Origin of the sequence: Pseudomonas caspiana (assembly GCF_002158995.1) — a bacterium.
GTDB classification, from domain to species: domain Bacteria; phylum Pseudomonadota; class Gammaproteobacteria; order Pseudomonadales; family Pseudomonadaceae; genus Aquipseudomonas; species Aquipseudomonas caspiana.
In genome coordinates this window covers 46,244-70,105 of record NZ_LOHF01000013.1, presented here as the reverse complement: position 1 = coordinate 70,105, position 23,862 = coordinate 46,244, and the positions used below count along the sequence as shown (strand labels likewise).

Annotated in this window: 17 protein-coding genes and 3 pseudogenes; 5 read left to right on the top strand and 15 right to left on the bottom strand. The window is 56.5% G+C overall.

Annotation, left to right across the window (positions count from 1 at the left end; translation table 11 throughout):
* Window positions 1-14 precede the first annotated feature (14 nt).
* Window positions 15-674 carry a carbonic anhydrase gene (locus tag AUC60_RS16035; RefSeq protein ID WP_087269391.1) on the bottom strand — a complete coding sequence of 220 codons (660 nt, stop codon included), beginning with the start codon at window positions 672-674 and terminating at the stop codon, window positions 15-17.
* A 110-nt stretch (window positions 675-784) separates the two neighbouring features.
* Between AUC60_RS16035 and cynR the strand changes: the two genes are divergently transcribed.
* Window positions 785-1,672 carry a transcriptional regulator CynR gene (cynR, locus tag AUC60_RS16030; protein ID WP_087269388.1) on the top strand — a complete coding sequence of 296 codons (888 nt, stop codon included), beginning with the start codon at window positions 785-787 and terminating at the stop codon, window positions 1,670-1,672.
* Between the two features lie 261 nt (window positions 1,673-1,933).
* Here cynR and AUC60_RS16025 read toward each other — a convergent pair.
* The 5 genes and pseudogenes from AUC60_RS16025 to AUC60_RS16010 form a co-directional block, all read right to left on the bottom strand.
* Window positions 1,934-2,174: pseudogene (locus AUC60_RS16025) on the bottom strand (DUF1348 family protein).
* Between the two features lie 198 nt (window positions 2,175-2,372).
* Window positions 2,373-2,849 carry a nuclear transport factor 2 family protein gene (locus AUC60_RS16020; RefSeq protein ID WP_087269385.1) on the bottom strand — a complete coding sequence of 159 codons (477 nt, stop codon included), beginning with the start codon at window positions 2,847-2,849 and terminating at the stop codon, window positions 2,373-2,375.
* Window positions 2,850-2,900: 51 nt separating this feature from the next.
* On the bottom strand, window positions 2,901-3,479 hold the full coding sequence (locus tag AUC60_RS16015; protein WP_087269382.1) for a TetR/AcrR family transcriptional regulator: 579 nt from the start codon (window positions 3,477-3,479) through the stop codon (window positions 2,901-2,903).
* 296 nt (window positions 3,480-3,775) lie between these two features.
* A pseudogene (locus tag AUC60_RS28570) lies at window positions 3,776-4,013 on the bottom strand (MerR family transcriptional regulator); the annotation flags it as partial.
* Window positions 4,014-4,043: 30 nt separating this feature from the next.
* Entirely contained in the window at window positions 4,044-4,928 is an 885-nt protein-coding gene (locus AUC60_RS16010; RefSeq protein ID WP_087269379.1) for a MurR/RpiR family transcriptional regulator, read from the bottom strand.
* A gap of 213 nt (window positions 4,929-5,141) precedes the next feature.
* On the opposite strand from AUC60_RS16010, the gene AUC60_RS16005 reads away from it, so the two are divergent.
* The 3 genes from AUC60_RS16005 (at window position 5,142) to AUC60_RS15995 (ending at window position 9,329) form a co-directional block, all read left to right on the top strand.
* Complete coding sequence (locus AUC60_RS16005) at window positions 5,142-6,542, top strand: amidohydrolase family protein (RefSeq protein ID WP_087269376.1); 1,401 nt, start codon at window positions 5,142-5,144, stop codon at window positions 6,540-6,542.
* A 32-nt stretch (window positions 6,543-6,574) separates the two neighbouring features.
* On the top strand, window positions 6,575-7,906 hold the full coding sequence (locus tag AUC60_RS16000) for an MFS transporter (protein WP_087269373.1): 1,332 nt from the start codon (window positions 6,575-6,577) through the stop codon (window positions 7,904-7,906).
* Window positions 7,907-8,081: 175 nt separating this feature from the next.
* A complete protein-coding gene (locus AUC60_RS15995; protein WP_087269370.1) occupies window positions 8,082-9,329 on the top strand; it encodes an OprD family porin in 1,248 nt (415 codons plus the stop codon).
* Between the two features lie 151 nt (window positions 9,330-9,480).
* Here the strand turns inward: AUC60_RS15995 and AUC60_RS15990 are convergent.
* From AUC60_RS15990 to lpdA, 9 genes and pseudogenes are all read right to left on the bottom strand, one after another.
* Window positions 9,481-9,660, bottom strand: a pseudogene (locus tag AUC60_RS15990) (IS3 family transposase); the annotation flags it as partial.
* Between the two features lie 135 nt (window positions 9,661-9,795).
* Window positions 9,796-10,341: an ankyrin repeat domain-containing protein gene (locus AUC60_RS15985; RefSeq protein WP_087269367.1), complete on the bottom strand. Its 546-nt coding sequence runs from the start codon at window positions 10,339-10,341 to the stop codon at window positions 9,796-9,798.
* Window positions 10,342-10,410: 69 nt separating this feature from the next.
* Window positions 10,411-11,937, bottom strand: coding sequence for a catalase KatB (gene katB / locus AUC60_RS15980; RefSeq protein ID WP_087269364.1), 1,527 nt, complete (start codon window positions 11,935-11,937; stop codon window positions 10,411-10,413).
* A gap of 141 nt (window positions 11,938-12,078) precedes the next feature.
* On the bottom strand, window positions 12,079-12,867 hold the full coding sequence (locus AUC60_RS15975; RefSeq protein WP_087269361.1) for a substrate-binding periplasmic protein: 789 nt from the start codon (window positions 12,865-12,867) through the stop codon (window positions 12,079-12,081).
* Window positions 12,868-13,001: 134 nt separating this feature from the next.
* The gene (locus AUC60_RS15970; RefSeq protein WP_087269358.1) at window positions 13,002-14,894 is read right to left on the bottom strand and encodes an acyltransferase family protein; all 1,893 of its coding nucleotides are present in this window, start codon (window positions 14,892-14,894) and stop codon (window positions 13,002-13,004) included.
* 41 nt (window positions 14,895-14,935) lie between these two features.
* The gene (locus tag AUC60_RS15965; RefSeq protein ID WP_087269355.1) at window positions 14,936-16,249 is read right to left on the bottom strand and encodes a hypothetical protein; all 1,314 of its coding nucleotides are present in this window, start codon (window positions 16,247-16,249) and stop codon (window positions 14,936-14,938) included.
* A gap of 2 nt (window positions 16,250-16,251) precedes the next feature.
* A complete protein-coding gene (locus AUC60_RS15960) occupies window positions 16,252-17,559 on the bottom strand; it encodes a hypothetical protein (RefSeq protein WP_087269353.1) in 1,308 nt (435 codons plus the stop codon).
* 410 nt (window positions 17,560-17,969) lie between these two features.
* Complete coding sequence (locus tag AUC60_RS15955) at window positions 17,970-19,592, bottom strand: glucan biosynthesis protein D (protein WP_087269350.1); 1,623 nt, start codon at window positions 19,590-19,592, stop codon at window positions 17,970-17,972.
* Window positions 19,593-20,038: 446 nt separating this feature from the next.
* Entirely contained in the window at window positions 20,039-21,439 is a 1,401-nt protein-coding gene (gene lpdA / locus AUC60_RS15950; RefSeq protein WP_087269347.1) for a dihydrolipoyl dehydrogenase, read from the bottom strand.
* Window positions 21,440-21,900: 461 nt separating this feature from the next.
* Between lpdA and hflK the strand changes: the two genes are divergently transcribed.
* Window positions 21,901-23,853 (top strand): protease modulator HflK, encoded by a 1,953-nt coding sequence (gene hflK / locus AUC60_RS15945; RefSeq protein WP_087269343.1) that lies wholly within the window; start codon window positions 21,901-21,903, stop codon window positions 23,851-23,853.
* Window positions 23,854-23,862 lie beyond the last annotated feature (9 nt).

The window sequence follows — 23,862 nt, the reverse complement described above, 5'->3', positions numbered from 1 at the left end:
TGTAGGTAAAGGTTTCAGGCGACGCGCCTTGCTTGCTGGGAAACGGCATGGACTTCTGGGTTCTCTGCGAGGGACACGAAAGTTCTGGTGCTTCCATCAAAGGCATCGATGCGTCCGGTTTCAATGTCGTAGATCCAGCCATGCAGGGTCACGCGGCCCTCTTCAAGCGCCAGGCGAACTGATGGGTGGGTCTGGATGTTGGCCAGTTGCGCGATGACGTTTTCGCGCACCATGGAAGCGACTTTGCTTGGCTTGTCCGGGTGCTGGCGGGCTTCGTTCACCACCTTGGCGGAGTCGGCGTATCGCAACCAGCCGGCTACAGCCGGCATGTGATCCAGGCACTTGCAGGTGGCAATGGCGGTCATCGCGCCGCAGTCGGAGTGGCCACAGATGACGATGTCAGCGACGTTGAGACCGGCCACCGCGTATTCAACGGAGGCCGAAACGCCGCCCGGCTCTGGGCCGTAGGAGGGGACGATGTTGCCGGCGTTGCGGATTACAAACAGATCACCCGGCTCGCGTTGGGTGACCAGTTCAGGCACCAGTCGGCTGTCGGAGCAGGAAATGAACAGCGCCTTCGGGGCTTGCTGGTTAGCCAAGTCCTTGAACAATTTTACCCGCTCAGGAAAAGCGTTTTTTTGGAATTTTAGAAAACCGTCGATGATCGCTTTCATGTTTGCTGTCTCATTGTTAGCTGGGTGTGAAACAGAGATTAAGCAACGCATGGCATAAGGTAAAAGTCTCATTTATTATGAGTTTTATCAGATTATCTTATGGGTAAAGCATGCTGGCTCGACATATCCAATATTTTCTTGCGGTTGCGGAACACCTCAGCTTCACAAAGGCCGCAGCCGCGCTGCACGTATCTCAGCCAGCCCTTTCCCAGCAGGTAAGGCAGTTGGAAGAAAGCCTCGGAGCTCAATTATTTGACCGCTCAGGTCGCAGGACGCGCCTGACCGACGCGGGAGACGTTTATTTGGTGTATGCACGCCGTGCGTATCAGGAGTTGCGCGAAGCTAAAAGCGCCATTCATGACGTGAGCGACCTCAGTCGCGGTTCACTACGAGTGGCCGTGACGCCGACGTTTACGACCTATCTGATTGGGCCCGTGATCGAGGCATTTCACTCTCGATACCCAAAAATTACTCTCAACCTGAGGGAGCTTTCCCAAGAGCGCATCGAGGAGCTGCTTTTGGTGGGAGAGTTGGACGTGGGAATCGCGTTCGATGAAATAAACACACCGGATATTGACGCCATCCCTTTGCTGAAAGAAACCATGGCTTTAGTGGTGAGCCGCAAACACCGCTTGGCCGACAAGAAATTCATTGGATTGCAGGGCTTGAGCGCCGAGTCTCTGGTTCTGCTTAGTGAAGAGTTTGCCACTCGCGAACAGATCGACCGTTACTGTCGCAAGCATGCGATTCGCCCCAAGGTGCAGATGGAAGCCAACGCGCTTGGCGCGGTGATCGAAATCGTTCGCCGGACAAATCTGGCGACCTTATTGCCGGCCAAAATCACTCTGGCCCACGACGATCTAGTGGCAATCGCATTGGAGCCGAAGCGCTTGCAGCGGACCGCCGCCCTTATGCGACGCAAAGACGCCTTTGAGAGCGCAGCGGTGCGCGCTTTCATTGAGCTGGCTAAAGAAGTTTCTGCCGAACTTGATGAGTGAGGCTTTACACGACAGCATGTATCGCATTTACAAACGGCGTCTTTCAGTACAAGTCTGCTAGCAGTTTTTTGGGGCGGGTATCACCGCAGAATTAATGTGCTGCGCGGCTCTCGTGGGGAGAAGGGAGCGTACAAATGGCCTGGGGTGACTGCCATTCACGACAGGGGCTGGATCGTACTATTGAACCGGAATTGCGCTGATAGGCTTTTGCAAAAAGAGAAACCTGATCCTTTCGGCATAAAGGATCAGGTTCAGGATTACTTACAGTCCTAGATCGGTCAGGCTTGGGTGATCATCTGGGCGACGACCCAGTGGCCAGAAAAACTTACGCTCGCTCTCCTTGATTGGCATGTCGTTGACGCAGGCGAGTATCCAGCGTGTAGGCGAGCGAAACTTTTTCTGGATCTTGGCTGTTCCAGCCATCCTCAGCGAGTCGGACCTTTAGAATCGCCGATTTGCGAGTGAACGGTGGAAGTGGCGGACGAGCTTGTTCATTGGACATGGTGGTACCTCCAAGTAAGTGGATATATGTTAATAGAGTAATCATTCTTAACTAGGTCACTGTAGTTAGACCCAGCTGGAGCGATATTTCATAAAATTTTAGCGAGAGTTGAAATAACGCAGCCGACAGCCATCATTAATGTAAGAGATCAACTCTTCGTACTAACGGCTCATTTGAGAACTTGAATAGTTGCAGCGCTTACAGGCCTAGATCGGTCAGGCTTGGGTGATCATCTGGGCGGCGACCCAGTGGCCAGAAAAACTTACGCTCGCTCTCCTTGATTGGCATGTCGTTGACGCAGGCGAAACGGCGGTGCATCAACCCATCGGGTTCAAACTCCCAATTTTCATTCCCATAAGAGCGGAACCAGTTACCCGAGTCGTCGTGCCACTCGTAGGCGTAACGGACAGCGATGCGGTTGTCGGTGAAAGCCCAGAGTTCTTTAATCAGACGGTAGTCCAGCTCTTTTTTCCATTTGCGGGTAAGGAAGCCCTTGGCTTCTTCACGATTGGTAGCAAATTCAGCGCGGTTACGCCATTTAGTATCCAGCGTGTAGGCGAGCGAAACTTTTTCTGGGTCTTGGCTGTTCCAGCCATCCTCAGCGAGTCGGACCTTTAGAATCGCCGATTCGCGAGTGAATGGTGGAAGTGGTGGGCGAGCGGGTTCGTTGGACATAGGGGTACCTCCAATCTTTGGTTGATTTATTTAATTTGATGTATCTACATATTAAGCGCTTGGGTGCTGTACTTCTTTAAGCAGAACGATGGCAGCTTCTCTTGCACTATCAAGGAGTGAGTAGTCGCCCATTACCCGGGCCACAGTTATCGTGCCTTCTATCAGCACAAAAAGTTGTTTAGCCAATGACCTCGGATCTTCGATACCTAATTGGCCGGTCAGCTCTAATATATAATCAAGTAGCTTTTGTTTATGCAGCTTCGCGATGTGACGAATAGGGTCATCTACGTCGCCAACCTCTCCAGCCGTATTAATAAATGCGCATCCCCGAAAATCGTCCGATTCGAACCAGCTCTTAAGTACTGCAAAAATGCTGATAATACGGTCTTGCGAAGTTTTTGCCTTTTCGCATTCACTTCTGAACCACTCCATCCAGCGTACATCGCGTGCATTTAATGCTGCTGCCGCAATATCGTCTTTATTCGCAAAATAGCGATAAATACTTTTACGCGCCACGCCGGAGGTTTTTACTAAAAGGTCCATGCCAGTACCATGAATACCATTTTCGTAAATCAGCTTCTCGACAGTTGCCAGAATTTTTTCTCGTGTATCGGTCATTTGCTTTTCCATGTAGCCAGAGTAGAACGATCGTTCTCCCTGGTCAAGCTTCTGCGGGGATTTTTTTAAATTGCAGGTTTCGGAGGATTTCGAACGGTCTGAACGCGCAGGTTTGTTCGAATCTCATACGTTTCTTCACCACTCAATCGGTGCAGTCACAAACCCGCGCTGGAGGCTGTCCAAGCGCTAAAGCTGATCGAGTGTTATGAGCGCCGCGCAAGCGAATAAAGCGGTGACCTGGCTAGATACCGCACCGCCAAGGCGCCCCAAGCGGCCGGTTCCGAAGGCCCGTCGATGATCGCTGGACTTTATTTGCGAGACCTGCCCGACTCTAGGTCTTTCAGAATCGGACAATCGGGGCGCTTATCTACTGAGAGTGATCCACCAGTCCCTTGAAGTCGGGGCTAGCGCGGTCTTGCCACACTGCAACAGTTCTCGACCTCAGCGAAAACCCAAATCCCGCGAGCGTTTGATAAAGGCCAGGGTGTGAAGGGCTTTCGCGTTGTAGATGCGATAATCGCTGTTCGTACTCGCTGCAAGCGTCAGCCGGTCACTCTCGAAAACTGTCTCGGGGCTTCAGCACTCGGGCATGGCGTACCAATCCAGCGCCGCCTGCGTGAGTGAGCGATAGCGCTCTGACGCATTGGGGACCTTCACGGTCACGGCGGCCACCAGCGCCTCCATCACCGCCAGCACGCTTGCGTCGGAGCTGGAACCCAGCGTGCGCTCGGCCACCACGTAGATGCAGGCATCGGCCATAGAAGCTATGGGCGAGCGCGGGCTGTCGGTAATGGCCAGCACTTTGATCCCGTGCCGCTTGGCCAAGCGCACGATGTCCACCGTCTCGCGGAAATAGCGAGGGAACACGGTTGCGATGATCAGATCACGCTCGTCGAAATCGTGAAGCCGCATCGCAGCTCCCACGGCTCCATCCACGTTCGCCATCGACTCGGTGTTGCCGCAGCGCATGTTCAGCTCCGAAGCCAGGATGGCACTCAAGTGCGCGGCTCGCTCAAAGCCGACCACGAAGCGCCTACGCGATTCCACGATCATTTTCACCGCTTGCTCCAAAACAGCGGGTTCCAGCGAGTTGCGCGTTGCCTCCAGATTGCGCTCGATGCCGGCGAGTGCGGAACTGACAATGCTGGGCACCTCGCCCTGATCGTCGTGCAGGGACGACTCCATTCGCTCAACTGAACTGAGCACCGATTCGAAGCTTTCGATGAGCGCCGAGCGGAATTCCGGGTATCCGACATAGCCCAGCATCCGTGCAAAACGGTTGGCGGTTGCCACCGAAACGCCGATGCGCGACGCCGCCGCCTGCATTGGAGCGCGCGCTACGAACAGAGGCTCGCCCAGCGTTAGATCGGCGAACTGACGCTGAGCTTCGGAAAGTGTTGCGTACGTCCTGGCGATCCGGTCCTTGACTGATTCGGAGCTGGTGGCTGCAGCTGTATCCATATCTCTCCTGTGAATGCCTTTGTCGATTCCAAGCTAAATGCCCGAGAAAACGTACTTTGCCCTGATCGGGCCGACGGCGGCCGCGCCCATTTTCTCATCGGTGCTTCTCGCAGCCGAATGATTATCCGTTTACATATATATGGGATATGTGTAAATCTGTTTACATCACGATGCGGTGCTTGCCCGCCGCCGGAAATACAGGGTATCAAGGAAATGCAAGTAGCTGCGGATCTGATCATCGAGAACGCGCGGGTGATGGTCACCATGGATGACCAGCGCCGCGAGCTGGCTGGCGGCTGGTTGGCGATCACCAACGGCCTGATCACGGACATCGGCGGGCCCGACCGCACCAAGCCGCAAACGGTGCGCCGGCTCGATGCCAGCGGCTGTATCGTCACGCCCGGGTTCATCAATACCCACCATCACATGTTCCAGAACCTCACGCGCAGCAACCCGCAGTCGCATGAGGGCGACTTCTTCTACTGGCTGCGCACGCTCTATCCGATGTTCGCCCGCATCGACGAAGAGGCGGTGTACGTCTCGGCCTGGGTGGGTCTGGCCGAACTGGCCTTGGGCGGCACTACCACCACCTCGGATATGCTGTACGTGCATCCCAAGCCCTTTCTGATCGACGCGGAAATCCGTGCCGCGCAAGAGCTGGGTTTCCGCTTCCACCCAACGCGCGGGGTGATGAACCTGTCGGAAAAAGACGGCGGCCTGCCACCCGAATCAGTGGTGCAGGACGACGAGACCATCATCGCCGACTGCGAACGCCTCATCGCCAAGTATCACGACCGCTCGCACGGTGCGATGGTGCGCATTGCGCTCGGCCCCGCGGCCATCTTCACCGTCACGCCGCAGCTGCTCCAGCGCTTGGCGGACCTGTCGGAAAAGCACGATGTCGGCTTTCATATGCACCTGGCCGAGTCGCACTTGGAAAACGAGTTCTGCCAGGAGCACTTCGGTTGCCACCCCATCGACAACTTCAAGCGGCTGGGACTGGCGTCGGACCGTGCTTGGGGCGCGCATGTCATGTACGCACGCGACGAGGACATGGCCAAGTTGGCGCAATGGGGTGTGGGCGTGGCGCACTGTCCCAGCACCGTGTTCATGATGGGGGGGCGCCACGGCACCGTTACCCCCGTGCGCGAGATGCGTGACGCTGGCGTAAAGGTGGGGCTGGGCTGCGACGGCTCTTCGTCCAGCGACAGCGCCTCGCTCTGGCTGGAAGCGCGCACCATGCTAGGACTGCAGCGCCTGCGCTCGGGCGGCAAACGCATGGGCGGCATGGACGATCGCGAGGCCATCGAGATTGCTACCCGCGGCGGCGCGGCCATCCTGCGCCGCACCGGCGAACTGGGCGAGTTGTCGGTTGGCGCAGTAGGCGACGTCGTCTGCTGGCCGGTCGACGGCCCCTCATATGCCGGCGCCGTGGGCGACCCGGTGCGTGCGCTCTTCATGTCCGGCCCCAATGCCCCCCGCCACACCGTCATCGCCGGCAAGGCGCTCGTGGAAAACGGTCGGTTCACCGCGCCGGGCATGCAGCAGATGCTAGAGCGCCACCAGCGTATCGCGCGGCGCATCCAGGGTTATGAATCTCCCGAGCCACAGTAACTTTCTCAACCCGACCCTAGCGAGTCAATGCAATGGAAAACTCGAAGCTTTTCCGGGACTACCCGGCCCGCCCGTCCACCGCTCCACCAGCGCGTCCCACCCGCGAGGCATGGCGGGCCGCCTTCGCATCCATGATCGGCACCACCATCGAGTGGTACGATTTCTTCATCTACAACACGGCGGCCGCACTGATCTTCGGCGTCCTTTTCTTCCCCAGCGACAGCCCCGGCATTTCCACGGTGGTGGCGCTTGCCACCTACGGCGTAGGCTACGTCGCCCGGCCCATCGGCACGCTCATCTTCAGTCACTACGGTGACAAGATCGGACGCAAGAAGAGCTTGGTGGTCACGCTGCTTTTGATGGGGTTTGCCACGCTGATCGTCGGCATCTTGCCGACGTACGCCACCATTGGCTTCTGGGCGCCGGCATTACTGGTACTGCTACGTGCAGTGCAGGGTATTGCAGCGGCCGGCGAGTGGGGAGGCGCGGCGCTCATGTCCATCGAGCATGCACCCAAGGGCCGCAAGACGCTGTTCGGCACTTTCGTGCAGTTGGGCTCTCCTTGCGGCTCGCTCTTCGCGTCGCTGGCATTCCTGGCCGTCACCATGAGCTTCTCGCCGGAGGAGTTCAAGGCCTGGGCCTGGCGTATTCCTTTCCTGTTTTCTGCGTTGCTGATAGTGGTGGGCCTATGGGTGCGCTTGAGCGTTTCGGAGACACCTGACTTCCAGGAGGTCAAGCGTCAGAACAAGCAGGTCGACCGGCCCATCATCGAGCTGCTCAAGAATCACCCGCGCGAACTGATGTTGGCCGTCGGCATCAACTTCATGGGTGCGAGCGGCGTATTCATCGTGTTGGTATACATGCAGCTGGTGTATGCCAAGCAGATGGGCTTCACGCAGTCGCAGACGTTGCTGGCAGGCGTGGTGTTCAGCCTGAGCTCGATCATCACCTTCCCCATCTGGGGCATGTTGGCTGACCGTCTCGGTCGCCGGCGAGTGGCGCTCACGGGCACGCTCTACACGATGGCGCTTGCCTACCCTATGTTCTGGATGGTGGGCTCGGGCAACCTGATTCTTTTCCTCATCGCCGCGCCCATCTGCTACCTCGGTGCCAGCTGTGCCTATGCGGTAAGCGCGGCCATGACGGCGCGGCTTTTTCCGGCCAATGTTAGATACAGCGGCATCTCTATCGGCTACGTGGTGGCGTCTATCATTGGGGCCGGCCCCGCGCCCGCCGTCTCGGCCTGGATGGTGTTCAAATCCGGCGGCGCCGTGTGGCCAGTTCCAGCTTATTTGATGGGAATGGCCTGCGTGACGCTAGTTTCCCTGCTTATTTCCAAGTCCTTTTCGGTGGAAGCTGAATAACAGATCTGAATCCACTTACGCGCTGTGCAAAAAATAAAAATATTAAAATAAGAATAAAGTTACCGCCTGGATTTCTACTTAACTTATAAGATTTCTGCCGCCTAAATTCTGGACCGATAGTCTAGTCAATCTCGACATAGAAATATCTGCCATAACAGCTATAAAGGGTTGAATTATGCGTGCAGCTTATTTTTTGGGTGGGGCCGTTGTTTGTCTGGCTGTTGCTCAGTCAGGGTATGCGAATGATCTTAATGAATTGTCCTTTTTCAAGGATAGCAAAACGCAAATTCTCAACAGAAATTTCTATTTTAATAGGGATTATCGAAATGCTGCGAGCACATCTCAGAGTAAAAGGGACGAGTGGGCGCAGGGCCTGATTGCTACCTTTAATTCAGGATTCACTCCGGGTGTGATCGGTGTCGGGGTCGATGCTATCGGTATGGCTGGGCTGAAGCTAGACAGTAGCCCCGATCGAATCAATAGCGGCTTGCTCCCTAGCAGCGGAAGGGGTCAAGTAGGGATTGACCACGCTCAGAACGAATATTCAAAGGCCGCGGGAGCTTTAAAGTTCAAGTACTCGAACACTGTCTTGAAATACGGCGAGCAACAGGTGAATACACCTGTGTTCGCTACGGGTGATAACCGCCTGCTTCCAGAGACTGTCGAAGGGCTCTATATTTCGAGCAAGGAGATATCGGGGCTTAACATAGAGGCTGCACACTTCACGTCGATGACGCTGAAAGAGCGCACCTCCCGTGCAGCTTCGAACTTGAAAGAAGCGGACCTTGTTGGCGCGACCTATAGCTTAACCAAAAGCCTCACCGCAGGCCTATATGCTTCTTCTGTTAAAGATTACTGGGATAAGAAATATGTGGGTCTGAGTTGGACTAGGGCTATCGATGAGTCACAAGCGGTGGCGATGGACTTTCGTTTTTATGACCAAAAGAGCATAGGCGAAGAGCTCGGCGGCGATCTAGACAATAAGTCGTTCAGCCTGCGTGGTTCGTACGCTATAGGAGCTCATAAGTTCACGTTAGCCAGCCAGCGGATCCAAGGTAAAGGGGGCTATACGTTCTACGTTGATGGTGGAAGCACTAACTACATGCCGAACTTCATTCAATATGCTGAGTTCACCCGTGAGGATGAACGTTCTTGGCAAGCTCGTTACGACTATAGTTTCGTTGGGCTCGGTGTACCGGGTCTCGATTTCATGGTCAGATATGTCCGGGGCGATAATATCAAAATTGCGGGCTACGACGACGCCCAGAAGGAATGGGAACGAAACATTGAACTCGGATACACCGTCCAGAGCGGTCCCCTGAAGAATCTTAATTTCCGCTTGAAACACGCTAACTATCGAAACTCCTTTAATAGTGATCTTGATGATGTGCGTTTCATCACGCAGTACCCAATTAACTTCTGATTTAAAAGCTTTTGTATGAGCTCTACTGATTTAGGAGAGGTGCTGCATCTGGCTTTGGAACAGTTACGGCTAGAAAGTTAGCTGCCGATGGTGGTCACCCATTCGTCCTACACGTTGGCGGAGGAATTGGCCAAGACTGCAGCCAGGTTTAGTAGCCGCTGGGGTGTGCCTTGAGTGTTTGGCAAGGACGCCGGACCGGGCAATCAGTCAGATGCTTTTTAATGAAGGCCGACTTCAGCCTTACTCCTTGGCAGAGTATGCGGCGGCCTTTTGAGATGTCTCGCTCTTCAGTCACGCGCCTGGATTCAGCGCGAAGCTGACGCAGCTTAGCGGTCACGCTCAATCGATCGCTGAGCTGCGTCAGCACTGGCTGCGACAGATTTAATTAGCAGACCTTGCTGTCGGAGCACTAATTTTGGGTTTTGCGACAGTTTTGCGCTTTCTTTCAGCAACCCGAACTTCGCCCTCACTGCGAAGGCTGCACCGTCTTAAACTCCCCCCGCTCAAGATTCTGCACCTGATTACCCATGGCATCCGTGGCGTTCAGGTCGGCGCCTTTGGCGGCGAGGGAATCAAGGATCTCTTTGCGGTGGAAAAGGGCGGCGTACATCGCTGCGGTCTGGCCTGCATTATTGCGCTGGTCTGGCGCGCAGTCGGCGGCGACCAGTTGCCGGGCGATGCTCAGCTCACCCTTGAAGATGGCACCCATCAGCGCGGTGTTGCCTCTGAGGTCCTTGGCGCATGGATCAGCACCCGCATTCAGTAATTGCGTCACTGTGTCTTGATGACCGTGATAAGCAGCGAGAATAAGCGCGGTATAACCCTTTTCGTCCTGAACGTTCAGATCGAATCTGGCGTTGATGAATTCGTTGAGCATGTCCTGTCGGCCTTCACGCGCTGCCTGGAAATACAGTGCCCTCAACTGCGCTTGAGTGTCGGTGGTGGTTGCTTCGTTCGTGGCAGCGCTGGCTGTGGCTGCGCACAGTAGCAACGCGAATAGAATTCTGCGCATGTTCATACCCTCTTAAAAGACCCGGCTCGCTACGCTTCAGCCAGATAGCTGAAGCGCGCGAGTTATTGATCAGTCCTTCAGTGCGGCAGCGAGCTGCTTGACCTTTTCGAGGTCGCCTTTGGCAACTTTGGTCACGCCTGTGCCGTATTCCGGATCAGCCTTGTAGAGGAACGAGAGCATGATGTTTTTGCTTTCGGTGTCGGTAGTGGCCAGCGACTCGCCAAAGCTTTGAATCAAGTCCTGCTGGTCTTTTTTGCTGTACGAACGATACAAGTCGCCCGCCTGTTTGAAGTTCTGCTCGCGCTGAATCTTCGCTTGTTGAGTGCTGCCAGACAGCGGCAGCTGGCTGTAGCGAGCGGCTTCAACAGCAGGGCGCGGGTTGAGGCGGCTTGGCTCATAGTTGACGCCGGTTGTGGTGTTGCCGCTGTTCAGCGAACCGTCCTGATTGCCGTTGTTGACCTTAACCTTTGGCGCGTTGATCGGCAGGCTGAAGACGTTGGTGCCGACGCGGTACAGCTGAGTATCGGCGTAGGAGAACACCCGGCCTTGCAGCAGACGGTCTTCCGAAGGCTCGATGCCCGGTACGACGTTGGCCGGAGCCATGGCGACCTGCTCGGTTTCCTGGAAGAAGTTATCCACATTCTTGTTCAGGACCATCTGGCCAATCTTGCGCTCGGGAACGTCCGGCCAGATTTTGGTCGCATCCAGCGGGTCGAAATCAAACTTGGCCAGGTCTTCAGGTTTGATGACCTGAACGTAGAGGTCCCATTTCGGGAAATCACCTTTTTTGATTGCGTCTACCAAGTCGTTGGTCAGGTGGCTGTAATCCTTGGACTGGACCTCGGCAACCTGCTTGGGATCAAGGTTCTTCAGGCCTTGCAGGCTTTTCCAGTGGAACTTCACGTAGTTCACTTCGCCTTTGGCATTCACCAGTTTGTAAGCGTGAACACCGTTGCCATCCATGGTGCGATAGCTGGCAGGTGTGCCTTCGTTGGAATACAGCAGAGTCAGGGTGCGAGTCGCTTCCGGCACGTGGGAGAAGAAATCGAAGCGGCGCGAGTCGTCATCCAGGTTGGTACGTGGATCAGGCTTGAACGCATGCACCATGTCCGGGAACTTGATGGCATCACGAATGAAGAACGTCGGAAAGTTGTTGCCGACCAGATCCCAGTTGCCGTCTGCGGTGTAGAACTTGGTCGCAAAACCGCGAGGGTCACGCAGGGTTTCCGGCGAATGGTTACCGTGTACCACCGAGGAGAAGCGAACGAATACCGGGGTGTGCTCACCTTTGCTGAAGACTTTTGCCTTGCTCAGGTCCGAAGCACCTTCCGAGGCAACGAACTCCCCGTGTACGCCGGTACCGCGCGCGTGTACGACGCGCTCAGGAATGCGTTCGCGATCAAAGCGCTGAAGTTTTTGCAGCAGTTGCACGTCCTGCAGCAGGACTGGGCCGGTTGCACCGGCGGTCTGGGAGTTCTGATTGTCGCCAACAGGGGCGCCATTATCACGGGTCAGGGTGTCGGCGTAGGCTGCGGAGGTGGCCATCAGGCTTGCTCCAATCAGGCTAACTGCGACATGGAAGCGAGGTAGGGGCATCTCAGGTCTCTCTCTATTTTTGGTTGTTTCGAGAGCCTAAGCGTAAAGACGAGTCTTGCCATTCATGAATTGTTTAAGGCTATGTCATTGATAAATTTAGAAATATGAACTTAATTCGGATTTAGTGATCGTTCTTGACTTTCAACAGGTTACGTCCGCTTTTTGGCACCCGTCGGGCTTATGAGACAAGAGATACGACGTGCGAATCCTGGCTACTTCGCCGCTGCGGATCATTGATCGGATGGCTTTGTTTATGGCGGGCAGGTGAGGCGCCAGTTCGGGCTGCAGCTTGATGCTGACATGGGCATCACTGAGTAATGCACCACGCTGGAAAAGGTCTGGATCCATGTGTTGTTCTGCAACAAGGTAGTCGAACAGGTCGTCGACCATTGCGATCGCGTCAACGCGTCTGGCCAACAGCAGTTGAAGCAGGGCCGAGTCTTCAGAGGTTTCCAGTTCGACCAGGCGTTTGTCTGCGAAAGACGGGTCCATATTCAGATAGGTATAGCCCCGGATAGTGCCTATGGTCAGGCCCTGTAACTTATCCACAGGGATTTTGGCGGCAGGGCTTCCTTTGAGGACATACAGGTGTTCCTTGACCCGCAGGTAGGGTTCGGAAAAAACAAAATGATCGAGTTCATCTTTGCTGTTCCACTGCGCAGAGTCGGCGAAGTTCATATCAAGTTCGTCTTTGCCCAGCATGGCTTGCAGCCGATTGACCGGGTAAGAAACGAACTGCGCTTCAATATTGGCCAGTTGCAGGACGCGTCGGGCGATATCGGTGGATATTCCGCGCAGCTCGCCTTGTTCATCCTCATAGCTAAACGGCCGCCACTGGCTGCCTCCAACCTGATAAATCTCTGCGTGCGCTAAACCTGTCAGGCTTAGCGTCGTCAGCATCCAGCCAAGAAATATCTTTGGTAAAAACATGCTCAACTCTGCCTCCTTGCAAAATGGCCTGCGCTCAACTTAGCAGCCAAACGTGGCGACGATGTGAAGATTTTTTCAGGACGCAAAAAAGCCCGCACTGATCAGGGTCAGGCGGGCTTGTTTTGCGCATGCAGCTATCGAGCGATCTGTTTGCTCAGCTCCGGAAGAACAAAGTTTTTCACGATGTACAGCGAGCCTTTTTCACTGAGGTGTCCTGAATCAATTTGCAGCAGCGAATCGTCCTGCAACCGGACCAGGCAGGAGTTGGCCACGCATAGCTTGTCGATCAGTGACACAAAGTCGATGGCCTGAGGATCAATCAGCCGACGTGTTGCCCGATCAGTCGCCATGACGCTCTGATCGAGGGCCGGGTCGCTGATGTGCGACTCGTTCAGACCCCAATGACGATTGGCAATGACGCTTGGCAGGGAAGGGCTCCATTGCGGCAGCGGCCCCAGCAGAACGATGCGTTTGACGCCGTAGCTCTTGAGACGGGCGGCAATCTCGCTCCATTGGGTTTTGTCGTGCTGATCTTTCTGGGCAATTACCACAAACTCAGGACGTAGCTCGCGAATACTTTGCAGTGCGGTTCTGTTGGAGTAGTTGCAGGTCAGGCGTGGCGCAGTGGCGCGTCCGTTGTCTTGAGTCAGACTGGGTTTGCAGCCTGCCGAGGCGACTTGATAGAACGGTGTGTCATGGGCCAGCAAGGTTCGTAAACCCAGGGATAAAGCCTGTGCGTGGGAGTCGCCCCACAGGAAGACGCCGCCCCGTCCGCGTTTCTCTGTGCAGGAGGGGTCAATGGCGGAGAGGCCGCGCTCGGTGAACGCGGAAAAGGCGTCACACTTTAGCCAGTACGTTTCATAAAGATTTTTCTGCCGGTCGGCGTAGTCCTGAAGGAAGCGCGCCTTGTCCGAGATGCTCACTGAGCGCAGGGGAGAAACCGCACCCTCTGTCGCATTCACGGCACTCGCCGCGACAAGCACCGAGCCGATCAACGCGCTGACCGGGGCGAATCTCCAGCGGAATTTGCCGAGGGCCGTGTTGGGGGCCTTTTCGATCAGCTCATAAGACGCCATGCCCAAGCCAAAGGCGCACAGCATGCCGATCAACAAATTGGATGTTTCGCCCAGATAACCTGAGTAGCTCATCAACACCACGACCGGCCAGTGCCAGAGGTACAGCGAGTAAGACAGTTTCCCTGTCCACTGTGAGAACCGGTTGCCGGTGACGAACGAATCCTGTCGCGCGGCGACGATCACTGCCAAGGTACCCAGCACCGGCAGCAGCGCCAGATAGCCAGGCCATACATCCTTCTCTGAGAGTACAAGGAAACTTGCCAGAATCAGTCCTAGCCCAACGCGTTCCAGGGCTCGTTGATGCGACGGTTGAAGCCTGATCGGGAATACACAGGCGGCAGCGCCGACCAACAGTTCCCAGGCCCGTGTCGGCAACAGATAGAACGATGGCTCAGGCCATTTGAATGAGGCGAATACACAAAAGCCGAACCCGGCCAGACAGGCGCAAAGGATCAACCAACGCAGGTTTCGCAAGGCAATCACTCGGCTCAACGCCAGCAGTACCACTGGATACACCATGTAGAACTGCCACTCCACCGACAACGACCATGTGTGCAGCAACCACTTTTCGTGCGCGCCAGGGGTGAAGTAACCCGCTTCGAACCAGTAAACAATGTTGGATACGAACCCCAGGCTGGCGGCGATGTGTTTGCCCAGTTCGCTGTAGTCCTGCGGCAGCAGGTAAAACCAGCCCGCCAGCAGAAGCACAAAGCACAGTGCTGCCAGGGCCGGAACAATGCGTCGGGCGCGGGACTTGTAGAACGCCAGCAAACTGAAGCGGCCGGCGTCCAGATTGCGCACGATGATGCCGGTGATCAGGTATCCAGAGATCACGAAGAAAATATCCACGCCCGCAAACCCGCCGGGCAACCAGCCGGGATTGAAGTGATAAAGCAGCACTGCGATCACTGCGATAGCGCGCAATCCATTGATGTCTTTTCTGAAGTCCATGGCGCTCTTCTTGGCGTTGACGGCTGGGGCAGGGAATGAGGTCAGGGGCGTTGCGGCGTGGCTGTGTCGGAGTTCAGGCTGATGATTTTCGGGAAGCGGGTGAGCGTTACTGGAGCAGAGCACTGATCGTCCTGACAGCGCCAGAATGCCTCGCCAGACATTTGTCCTTTGCCGGGGTCGGCAGTGTCGATGAACATGACGGGACCTCTCATCTGCCGGCTACTGGTGATCAACTGCTGGCGAGGTCCATCGGTAGCCCATGCCGCGACGACATGTTCGTTGCCCTTACTGAAATGCAACTGGTAAACGGTGGCGGACTGGACACTGCGCTGAGCGTCCCAGGCAAAATGCTTGATAACGTCGGTGATGGCATTGACCGCACCATAGGCGGGCTTGGGTGACAGGTCCTGATTGAGCAGGCCGAAGTTGTGCTCCTGGTCGGCTCTGTCTGGCCCGTCGTTGACCAGGTCGTACCACCAGACGCCTTTGATGTTGGGAATGGTGCGAGCAAACAGCAGAATCCGCGCCAGATAAGCTGCCTGGGTTTGCGGCGTATTCCCGCAGGGGCCTTTGTGGCTAGGCCAGGCCATCTCCGTGAGGTAGATCGGCACCGCGCGCCCGGCCTTGGTGCGGATGTGCTGTTCATAATCGCGCAGCCATTGCACCCAGCTTTCGGGGTTGTTGCGCCCGTCGGCGGCGCAATGGGCGTAGGGATGAATCGAAAGCCCATCAACCAGATCCAGCATGCCTGCGTCGATCAGCCTGTCCGCGAACCCGCCATCCATACCTTCTGGCGTTATCGAGCCTGCAAGGATTTTGGCTGGCGTCCCGTTGACCTGTGTGGTGTTCTTGCGGATCAACGGCACGGCTTCGCGCACCAGTGTGGCGTAGTCGGCGCTTAGTTGCGGATCTCGGGGGGCTTCAAGGTCCCACTCGTTCCAGATCTCGTAAAAGTCGACTTTGTTGCCCAATTGCCCGGTGACGTAGTCAACGTAGTTCAGATACCCCGCTTTGACCGCTGGTGCGCGCGGTTTGGCGTTGTCATGAAACGACGTGCTGTAGTCCAGAATGGTCAGCCTGTTCAAGTTCAGGCTGGTGGCGGTGTTCAGGTAATCACGCCATGGCGCGATGATGCGCCACTGGTTGGGCTTGGGTTCCGCCGTTGACCAGAAGGCATCGTCTTTAACCGCTGAAAAACCCGCTTTTGCGGCGAGTTGCAAAGCGGGTCTTGGCGACGCATCGAAGTTCATCAGATGTGTGCTGATGCCCAGAATGAAGGCTTCTTCGGCGTGGAGCGCCGTGCATGTCAGCCAGGCAACGCAGGCCAGTCCGGTTGCGAATCGTTTGCCTGCCATCCTCAGTACGCCGTCGGTGAGGGCGACAGATGAAATGCTTGAGGGCGTGGAGTTTTGCGGCTATCCAGAAGTTTGTCGGACAGCGCATGCCCTATCGCCAGGCCAAGGAAAAGATTGGCCACAGTGACTTCAAACATATCGGTGGTCCAACTGATCATGCAGCAGCAGAAGGTAATCGCCAGCATCGCTCTGCCGACATGGCTGTCTTGATCGGTCAGGGTAAAAAACAGCGGAATCTGCATGAGATAGAGCAACACGCCGCCCAGCCCGAGCATCGCCCACAGATACATCGCGCTGCTGTCCGAACCGACCAGCATCTCACCGCCAGGTACCGGAAACAGCGAGGCTGCGCCGCCGAACATGCCAAACCCCGCACCGGTCAGGGTCCAGCCTTCTTTGCTGATTGCGTGGGCGACGTTTGGCCACGTATTGATCAGTCGGTCATACAAGGTGCCTAGCGCGGAGTTGCTGCTGCTCACGGTATGCAGGTCAAAGTCATACACCATGCCCAGCACAGGGAGCGTCAGCCCTGTCAAAACGGCGAGGGTGCAGACAATACGCGTCGTCCAGCGCATGCGGCTGATCAGCAATAATGCCAGGGTCATTGCGAAAGCGGCGGCAGGGGCTTTGCTGGTGGTCAGGACGATGGCGTACAAAGCCACCGGGCTCAACAGCAGCCACAAAAGCCGAGAGCGCAGCAGTACCAACAGATACAAGCTGAAGATTGCGATCAGAATCGACAAGATATTGGAAACACGGGCGAAACCGGCGATGCGGTCTTCTGTGTCCGTGGTCCACGATGTATTGGCGCTCAGCTCGGCGTCGCCAATGCTGTAGCTGTAGCCCTTCCACGGTACGGCCGTGAATTTATCCAGCGCAATCCCGATCAGTGATGCCGCCAGACACAGGCCGATCACCCAGAGGAGCAGCCTGCGACGATGGAACAGATGCTCGCTACAGACCAGGCCGAACAGCAACGGGCTGATGCCAAACAACGCGAAGGCGACGTTGTTCAGGCTAGCGCCGTGCAGCATTGCCAGCACACTCGAAACCATCAATAGCAGCATGCTCATCCAGACCATGCGACCGGCTTTGTAATCGCGCAGCTCCAACGCAAACATCACCAGACAGGCAATCTTGGGCAGGTACAACAAGGGTGCGATGCCCGCCTTATCGAAGTAAAAGCGCAGCGCACCGGAAAAGGTTTCTATCAGGATCAGGCTGATGGCAACCCACACCACCACTGTCGATTTGTTGAAGGCCAGAATCGACGAGCGAGCGTCGCCGCTGTTTGCAGGGTTCAACGTCATGTGTTCTGCCTCGGGATTGCTGTGAGGGGAGTTGCACTTCTGTTGTAGGGGCTAGCTTGTTGGCGATGCTGCATGTTTGTGTACGCAGGCCTGACGTCTCGCGAACAAGTTCACTCTTACAGGCGGTGGGGTATGCAGAAAAACCATCATCCACGCTACCGCTCATCAACCATGGGGAATGGTCAACGCGGCAGGAAAACAGGGAGGGTGAATCAGAAAGGACAGGGGTTATATCAGCCTGAGTTCGCCGAACTGTCAATCAATTCGTCAATATTCGAACATATTACTGAAGCCAGGAAATCAGTAGGTTTATAACCTTTTGAATTTATTAAGAATTAAAAATTGGCGTGTGAGGCGTGAATATTCAGAGGTGCTTGCATAGCTGCAAGGCACCTCTGAACCGGGTCGGGTTACGACGGATATTTACGCTTGTCAGGCGCAGGCGGGAAGTACTGATAAAGCCAGGTTTCGCTGAGCGTCCGGTCTTGAGTCTTGATGTACATACGCATCTCTACCGGCTCGACCGAGTCGCTGTCTGGCAGCCAGTCGAAAATGATCCGATAACCTTTGATGTCCGGCAGCACGAGGATGTTGAACTCCTGCAGCTTGCCGTGCGAGACGGTCACGATAGGCTCGATAGCGGTGCCTTCCGGCAGGCTTTCCAGGCCGCCGCCGTTGAAGTCCACGGCAAAGCGTCGGGCCCAGAACTTCGGGTAATGCTCGCCCGGTGCCCAGCCTTCCGTGAAACCGCCCATACCCGAGCGAGTGGCATGCACTTGTGCCAGAGGCGTACGCACCGGTGGCAGCGGGGCCCAATACAGCTTGTAGCCGTAATTGACCGACTGACCGGCCTTGATCTTGTCCTTCGGCGTCCAGAACACCACGATGTTGTCCATGGTCTCGCCGGTGGTAACGATTTCCACCAGATTGACCGCGCCTTCACCCCATGGCGTCGTCGGTTCTACCCACAGGCTTGGACGACGGTGATACCAGTCAACGGTGTCTTGATAGCTGGCGAACTCATGGTCGGTCTGCACGAGACCGAAACCCTTGGGGTCTTTATCGGCGAAGGCATTGAATTGAAGGCTGGGCGGGTTGTTCAGCGGGCGACAGATCCACTCACCGTTACCGCGCCACATGGCCAGACGGTCCGAGTCGTGGATTTGCGGGTGAATGGTGTCGCACATCCGGCGCTCGTGGGTACCGCAGCTGAACATGCTGGTCATCGGCGAGATGCCCATCTGATCGATGTCGGTACGCGCGTTGATGTTTGCGTCGATGTCCATGACCACCTGGCCTGACTGGCAATCGATATCGAAACGGTAGGCACCGGTGCAGCTTGGCGAATCCAGCAGCGCGTAAACCACAAAGCGGGTGGCGTTCTTGTCCGGGGTTTCAAACCAGAACTTGGTGAAGTCGGGGAATTCTTCCTGACGCTTGGCGTAGGTATCGATGGCCAGACCGCGTGCCGACAAGCCGTATTGCTTGTTGCTGTCCACTGCGCGGAAATAGCTGGCGCCGAGGAACGAGACCACGTCATTGATGGCGATTTCCGGCGCCTTGAAGAGCTTGAAGCCGGCAAAGCCCAAGTCACCTTTGACCAGCGATTTGTCGATGCCGCTGGACTCGTAGTTGAACAGTTCGTGGCGGAAGTGCACTTCCCGGGATTCTTTGGTCTTCGGATTGACGCTGTACATGCGTACCGGCGTTTTGAAGCCCATACCGACGTGGAAGAAATGCACGTCCAGTTGGCCGTTAAGCTCGTTCCACAAGGAGTGGCCAGCGTCGTATTTGATGGCGTTGAACTGCTGCGGTGTCATGTTTGCCAGTACAGGAGGCAGTACTTGCTTGTTGCTGACGTAACCCCGACCAGCCAATTGCTTGGCGTGGGCTTTCAGTGCATCGAAGTCAAAATGTTCGATTTCGCCGTCGGCCGTGGCGGCCATCGCGCGTGCAGCAAAAAGCCCCGAGGCTGGCACGCTGCTATAAGCCGCCAGCGCCATGGATGCTTTCAGGAGAGTCCTGCGATTCATAAGGTGAAGCCCCTAACGAGTACTGTGCATCCTGCACAAGAAAATTGCGCGCTACGACTCCTTGCTGAACGCCAAAGTACCGACAACAGATAACAAACACAGCATCTGGTTCGAAAAAAACATAAATAATTACGATTTAGATGTGCCGGAATTGTTTCTGGATGGCGCATTCCCCTCTGTGGGAGTGATGTGTGATCCAGACAATGGCGCGATGATGTGATACCGGCTTTAGCCGGGAATAGGCCGTGACAGGCACTGAAAATGTCGTTAGAAATACTGCTTTCCTGGCTGAAGCCGGTCCCGCGTCAGTTCATCCTGTGGGAGCCGGGCTTGCCCGCGATAAGGGCACCGCAGATATCTGCCCCGTCGCATCAAGCCCATCGCGGGCAAGCCCGGCTCCCACAGGTTCTGCGCAATCCCGTAAGACCGGGTTTGTACTGCTGCCTTCAAGACTGCGTCGGCAACCCGATCACACTCATCGCGGCCTGACGCAAGGCTTCGGAGCGGGTAGGGTGGGCGTGGCTGATCAGGCCGATGTCCTCGGACGATGCGGCGAACTCCATGGCGACACAGAACTCGGCAATCATTTCACTAACGCTGGGGCCTACAAGATGCACGCCGAGAATTTCGTCCGTACGTTCATCCGCCAGGACCTTCGCGAAGCCGTCAGTCTCGTGGTTGACCTTGGAGCGGCTGTTGGCGCTGAACGGGAATTTGCCGATCTTGTACGCACGCCCATCTGCCTTGAGCTGCTCTTCAGTCTTGCCAACGCTGGCCAGTTCCGGGCGGGTGTAGATCACATTGGGGATCAGGTTGTAATTCACTTCACCGGCCTTGCCGACGATACGCTCCAGACATACCGTCGCTTCGTCTTCGGCCTTGTGCGCCAGCATTGGCCCTGAAGTGACGTCGCCAATCACCCAGACATTATCTACCGCCGTTCGATGGCCTTTGTTCTCGAGCATGCCGCGTTTATCGACTTCAAGGCCGACCGTCTCCAGCCCCAGACCTTTGGTGAAAGGCCGCCGCCCGATGGAGACCAGCACGTAATCGGCTTCGATCAGCTCGGCTTCGCCACCCGCGGCAGGCTCGACACTGAGATTCACGCCGTGATCGGTTGTGGTCGCGGTGGTGACCTTTGAGCTGAGTTTAAAGGTAATGCCCTGGCGCGATAGCGAACGTTGCAACGTCTTGCCCGCTTCCAGATCCGTGCCATGGGCAACGTGATCAAGGTATTCCACCACCGTGACTTTTGCGCCCAGACGGCGCCACACCGATCCCAGTTCCAGACCGATAACACCTGCGCCAATCACCACCAGATGCTTGGGCACTTCTGGCAGAGACAGCGCGCCGGTGGAGTCCAGAATGCGTTTGTTGTCGATCTCTACACCGGGCAGCGGGGTGGGCTCGGAACCCGTAGCGATGATGATGTCCTTGGCTTGCAGCTCGGTTTCCACGCCTTGAGCGTCGGTGACGATGACTTTGCCCGGGCCTGCGATGCGTCCCCAGCCTTTGATCCATTCTGCCTTGTACTTGCGAAACAGGAATTCGATGCCCTTGGTCAGGGCCGCCACGCTGTCGCCTTTCTGTTTCATCATCTGCGCCAGATTAAGCGTCGGCGTAACCTCGATGCCGAGCTTGGCGAATTCCTCACCCGCAGCCGACTCGTACAGCTCCGACGCGTGCAGTAGCGCCTTCGAAGGAATGCAGCCGACGTTCAGGCAAGTACCGCCCAATGTTTCACGGCCCTCAACGCAAGCCACGCTCAGGCCCAACTGACCGGCACGAATGGCTGCGTTATAGCCGCCCGGGCCGCCACCGATAATCACAACGTCATAGCTGCTCATAGCCTTCTCCTTTTGTCGTGGACGCCGCGCTGTCATGTGGCAAACGCGGATCCTGTAGGAGTGAGCTTGCTCGCGATAACGGTCGACCTGTTGAGAAGTTGCCGTCTGGTCTGACGCTATCGCGAGCAAGCTCACTCCTACAGGGTCGACGTTTGCCTCCGACAGGGCATGGGTTTAACGGAGTGCAGTACCCAAAAAATCAGGTGATCACCGTCTTTAAATTATGGTTGTAATATTTACTGCTTTGGGCGTCAAGCACAGGTCTTGATTGCCAGTACTGTCGACAGGAAATGCGCTGCCAAGCGCGTCGTAGATGTGAGCGTAGAGCCTCGCCCGAAATGTGCCCCGTACCTGACAAAAATTTCACTGTTACTGTTATATCGTAACGCCATATCCTGTCGGTTCAGCCCGACGCAATTGCCGGGCTATGGCAGCAACATTCGGTGAGTTCTGGGGCGTCGATGCGGGTTGATCTGGATGTTGAACACGGCAGTCTTAACGGTCTGCCCAGGTTTCAAAGAGCCGCGGTTCATGCGGCGCGGCTGCAACGCCTGACCTGGACAACGGGTGGCGCAGGTATTTCTGGATTGATACTGGCGTTGTTCGCTGACTTGTTTGCAGCGAACACGCTGTGGGCTGCGGTGCTGGTTAACGCTGCGGTAGCGTTGTTGCTGTTAGCCGCTGCTCTGCAGTCCGCCCACGGCGTTGCGCAATGGCGTGCTTTGGCGTTGAAAGGCGGCGAGCCTCAGGTTGCGCCATACATCCAGGAGCTTGAGGACACTGGCTGGTATGAGCGGCTCCTTGCGCGCATCAGCAACCTGGGCAGTTCGATGTTGTCGCAAATTGGCGCGCCTACCCTATGGCTGGCCGGTTGGGCAGTGCTGGCGCTGATTTGCCTGGAAGCCGTTTGGGATCTATCACTGCCGGGTAATGATCTTTCACGAATGGGCAGCGGCGCGGGCAGTGCGGCGGTGTTGTTGGCGTTCGGCCTGCTGGTCCTTGAGCGCCAGTTCAGTGCTGAGCAGGCCGAGTGGCCGGAAGCTGCGCAACTGGCGCAGATGACCCGCGTGGCGATTGCGGTGCTGCTGATCGGTGCGGTGTGTCTGTTTTTCTCCGGCGTCGAGCGCCCATGGACGGCCCGGTTGGCGGTGCTGAGCGGATTGTTGCCGGGCCTCGTTGCCATCGAACTGCTGATCCGCGCGGCGTTATCGCTATTCAATCCGCGTAATCCCCGCGTCGAGCCGCGTCTGGCGGCCAGTAGTTTCATGTCGGGCCTGTTGCGCTGGCCGCCGCAACCTTTGCAGGCCTTGCAGCACGAATTACATAACCGTTTTGGTATCGACCTGCGGCAGATCTGGGCTTTCACCTACATGCGGCGGGCGTTTCTGCCCGTCCTGACGGCTGTCATAGCGTTGGGTTGGGCGCTCAGCGGTGTGCATGAAATCCCCATGCAAGGGCGCGGCATCTATGAGCGTTTTGGGAAGCCGGTAGAGGTGCTCGGGCCGGGTTTGCACGGTGGTCTTCCCTGGCCCTTTGGCCGGGTATTGGCCGTAGAGAATGGAGTGGTTCACGAACTGGCCACTAGCGTCGCCGATGCGAGCGGTGCCACTTCTGCTCCTGTGTCCGATTCAGCAGAAGGGCCAGCGCCGGCCAGCACCAACCGTTTGTGGGACGCCAGCCATATCAATGAAAAGTCCCAGGTGATCGCCAGCAGTGCAGGCGACAAGCAGGGCTTTCAGATCGTCAACATGGACGTGCGTCTGGTCTATCGCATCGGCTTGAGCGACGAAGCCGCCATGGCCGCCACTTACAACAGCGCCGATGTGCCGATGTTGATTCGCAGCACCGCCAGCCGGGTACTCGTGCACGACTTTGCTTCGCGGACGCTGGACGAATTGCTGGGCGAGCAGCGCTCCGACCTTGCGCGTGATACCGGCAATGCGATCCAGGCAGACTTACGGCGACTCGACAGTGGTGTGGAGATTCTTGCCACGGTGGTTGAAGCCATTCACCCGCCTGCGGGAGCGGCCAACGCTTACCACGCGGTTCAGGCCGCGCAGATTGGTGCTCAGGCGCTGATTGCCCGGGAGCGGGGCGCGGCCAGCAGCACGTTCAATGTGGCGCAACTCAACGCGACCCAAATCCATGACAAAGCCACCGCCAGCGCTCGGGAAGTCATGGCTAACGCTCAAGCCGCGCAGTTACGTTTCAGTGCTGAACAGCAGGGTTACGCCAGAGCGGGGCAGGCGTTCTTGCTTGAGCAGTATCTGACGCAACTCAGCCAGGGCCTGGCCCACTCGAAAATGCTGGTGCTCGATCACCGTCTGGGCGGAGCGAACAACGCGCCGACTATCGACCTGCGTACCTTCACCCTACCGGCAGACCCAACGGCGCCGCGTAAAGCCGTTCAGTAAGGAGTCGTC

What these genes read in the sequence shown, in the direction of transcription:
- AUC60_RS16035 (WP_087269391.1), bottom strand. Translation starts at nt 674, where the DNA reads ATGAAAGCGATCATCGACGGTTTTCTAAAATTCCAAAAAAACGCTTTT.
- cynR (WP_087269388.1), top strand. Translation starts at nt 785, where the DNA reads ATGCTGGCTCGACATATCCAATATTTTCTTGCGGTTGCGGAACACCTC.
- AUC60_RS16020 (WP_087269385.1), bottom strand. Translation starts at nt 2,849, where the DNA reads ATGTCCAACGAACCCGCTCGCCCACCACTTCCACCATTCACTCGCGAA.
- AUC60_RS16015 (WP_087269382.1), bottom strand. Translation starts at nt 3,479, where the DNA reads ATGGAAAAGCAAATGACCGATACACGAGAAAAAATTCTGGCAACTGTC.
- AUC60_RS16010 (WP_087269379.1), bottom strand. Translation starts at nt 4,928, where the DNA reads ATGGATACAGCTGCAGCCACCAGCTCCGAATCAGTCAAGGACCGGATC.
- AUC60_RS16005 (WP_087269376.1), top strand. Translation starts at nt 5,142, where the DNA reads ATGCAAGTAGCTGCGGATCTGATCATCGAGAACGCGCGGGTGATGGTC.
- AUC60_RS16000 (WP_087269373.1), top strand. Translation starts at nt 6,575, where the DNA reads ATGGAAAACTCGAAGCTTTTCCGGGACTACCCGGCCCGCCCGTCCACC.
- AUC60_RS15995 (WP_087269370.1), top strand. Translation starts at nt 8,082, where the DNA reads ATGCGTGCAGCTTATTTTTTGGGTGGGGCCGTTGTTTGTCTGGCTGTT.
- AUC60_RS15985 (WP_087269367.1), bottom strand. Translation starts at nt 10,341, where the DNA reads ATGCGCAGAATTCTATTCGCGTTGCTACTGTGCGCAGCCACAGCCAGC.
- katB (WP_087269364.1), bottom strand. Translation starts at nt 11,937, where the DNA reads ATGCCCCTACCTCGCTTCCATGTCGCAGTTAGCCTGATTGGAGCAAGC.
- AUC60_RS15975 (WP_087269361.1), bottom strand. Translation starts at nt 12,867, where the DNA reads ATGTTTTTACCAAAGATATTTCTTGGCTGGATGCTGACGACGCTAAGC.
- AUC60_RS15970 (WP_087269358.1), bottom strand. Translation starts at nt 14,894, where the DNA reads ATGGACTTCAGAAAAGACATCAATGGATTGCGCGCTATCGCAGTGATC.
- AUC60_RS15965 (WP_087269355.1), bottom strand. Translation starts at nt 16,249, where the DNA reads ATGGCAGGCAAACGATTCGCAACCGGACTGGCCTGCGTTGCCTGGCTG.
- AUC60_RS15960 (WP_087269353.1), bottom strand. Translation starts at nt 17,559, where the DNA reads ATGACGTTGAACCCTGCAAACAGCGGCGACGCTCGCTCGTCGATTCTG.
- AUC60_RS15955 (WP_087269350.1), bottom strand. Translation starts at nt 19,592, where the DNA reads ATGAATCGCAGGACTCTCCTGAAAGCATCCATGGCGCTGGCGGCTTAT.
- lpdA (WP_087269347.1), bottom strand. Translation starts at nt 21,439, where the DNA reads ATGAGCAGCTATGACGTTGTGATTATCGGTGGCGGCCCGGGCGGCTAT.
- hflK (WP_087269343.1), top strand. Translation starts at nt 21,901, where the DNA reads ATGCGGGTTGATCTGGATGTTGAACACGGCAGTCTTAACGGTCTGCCC.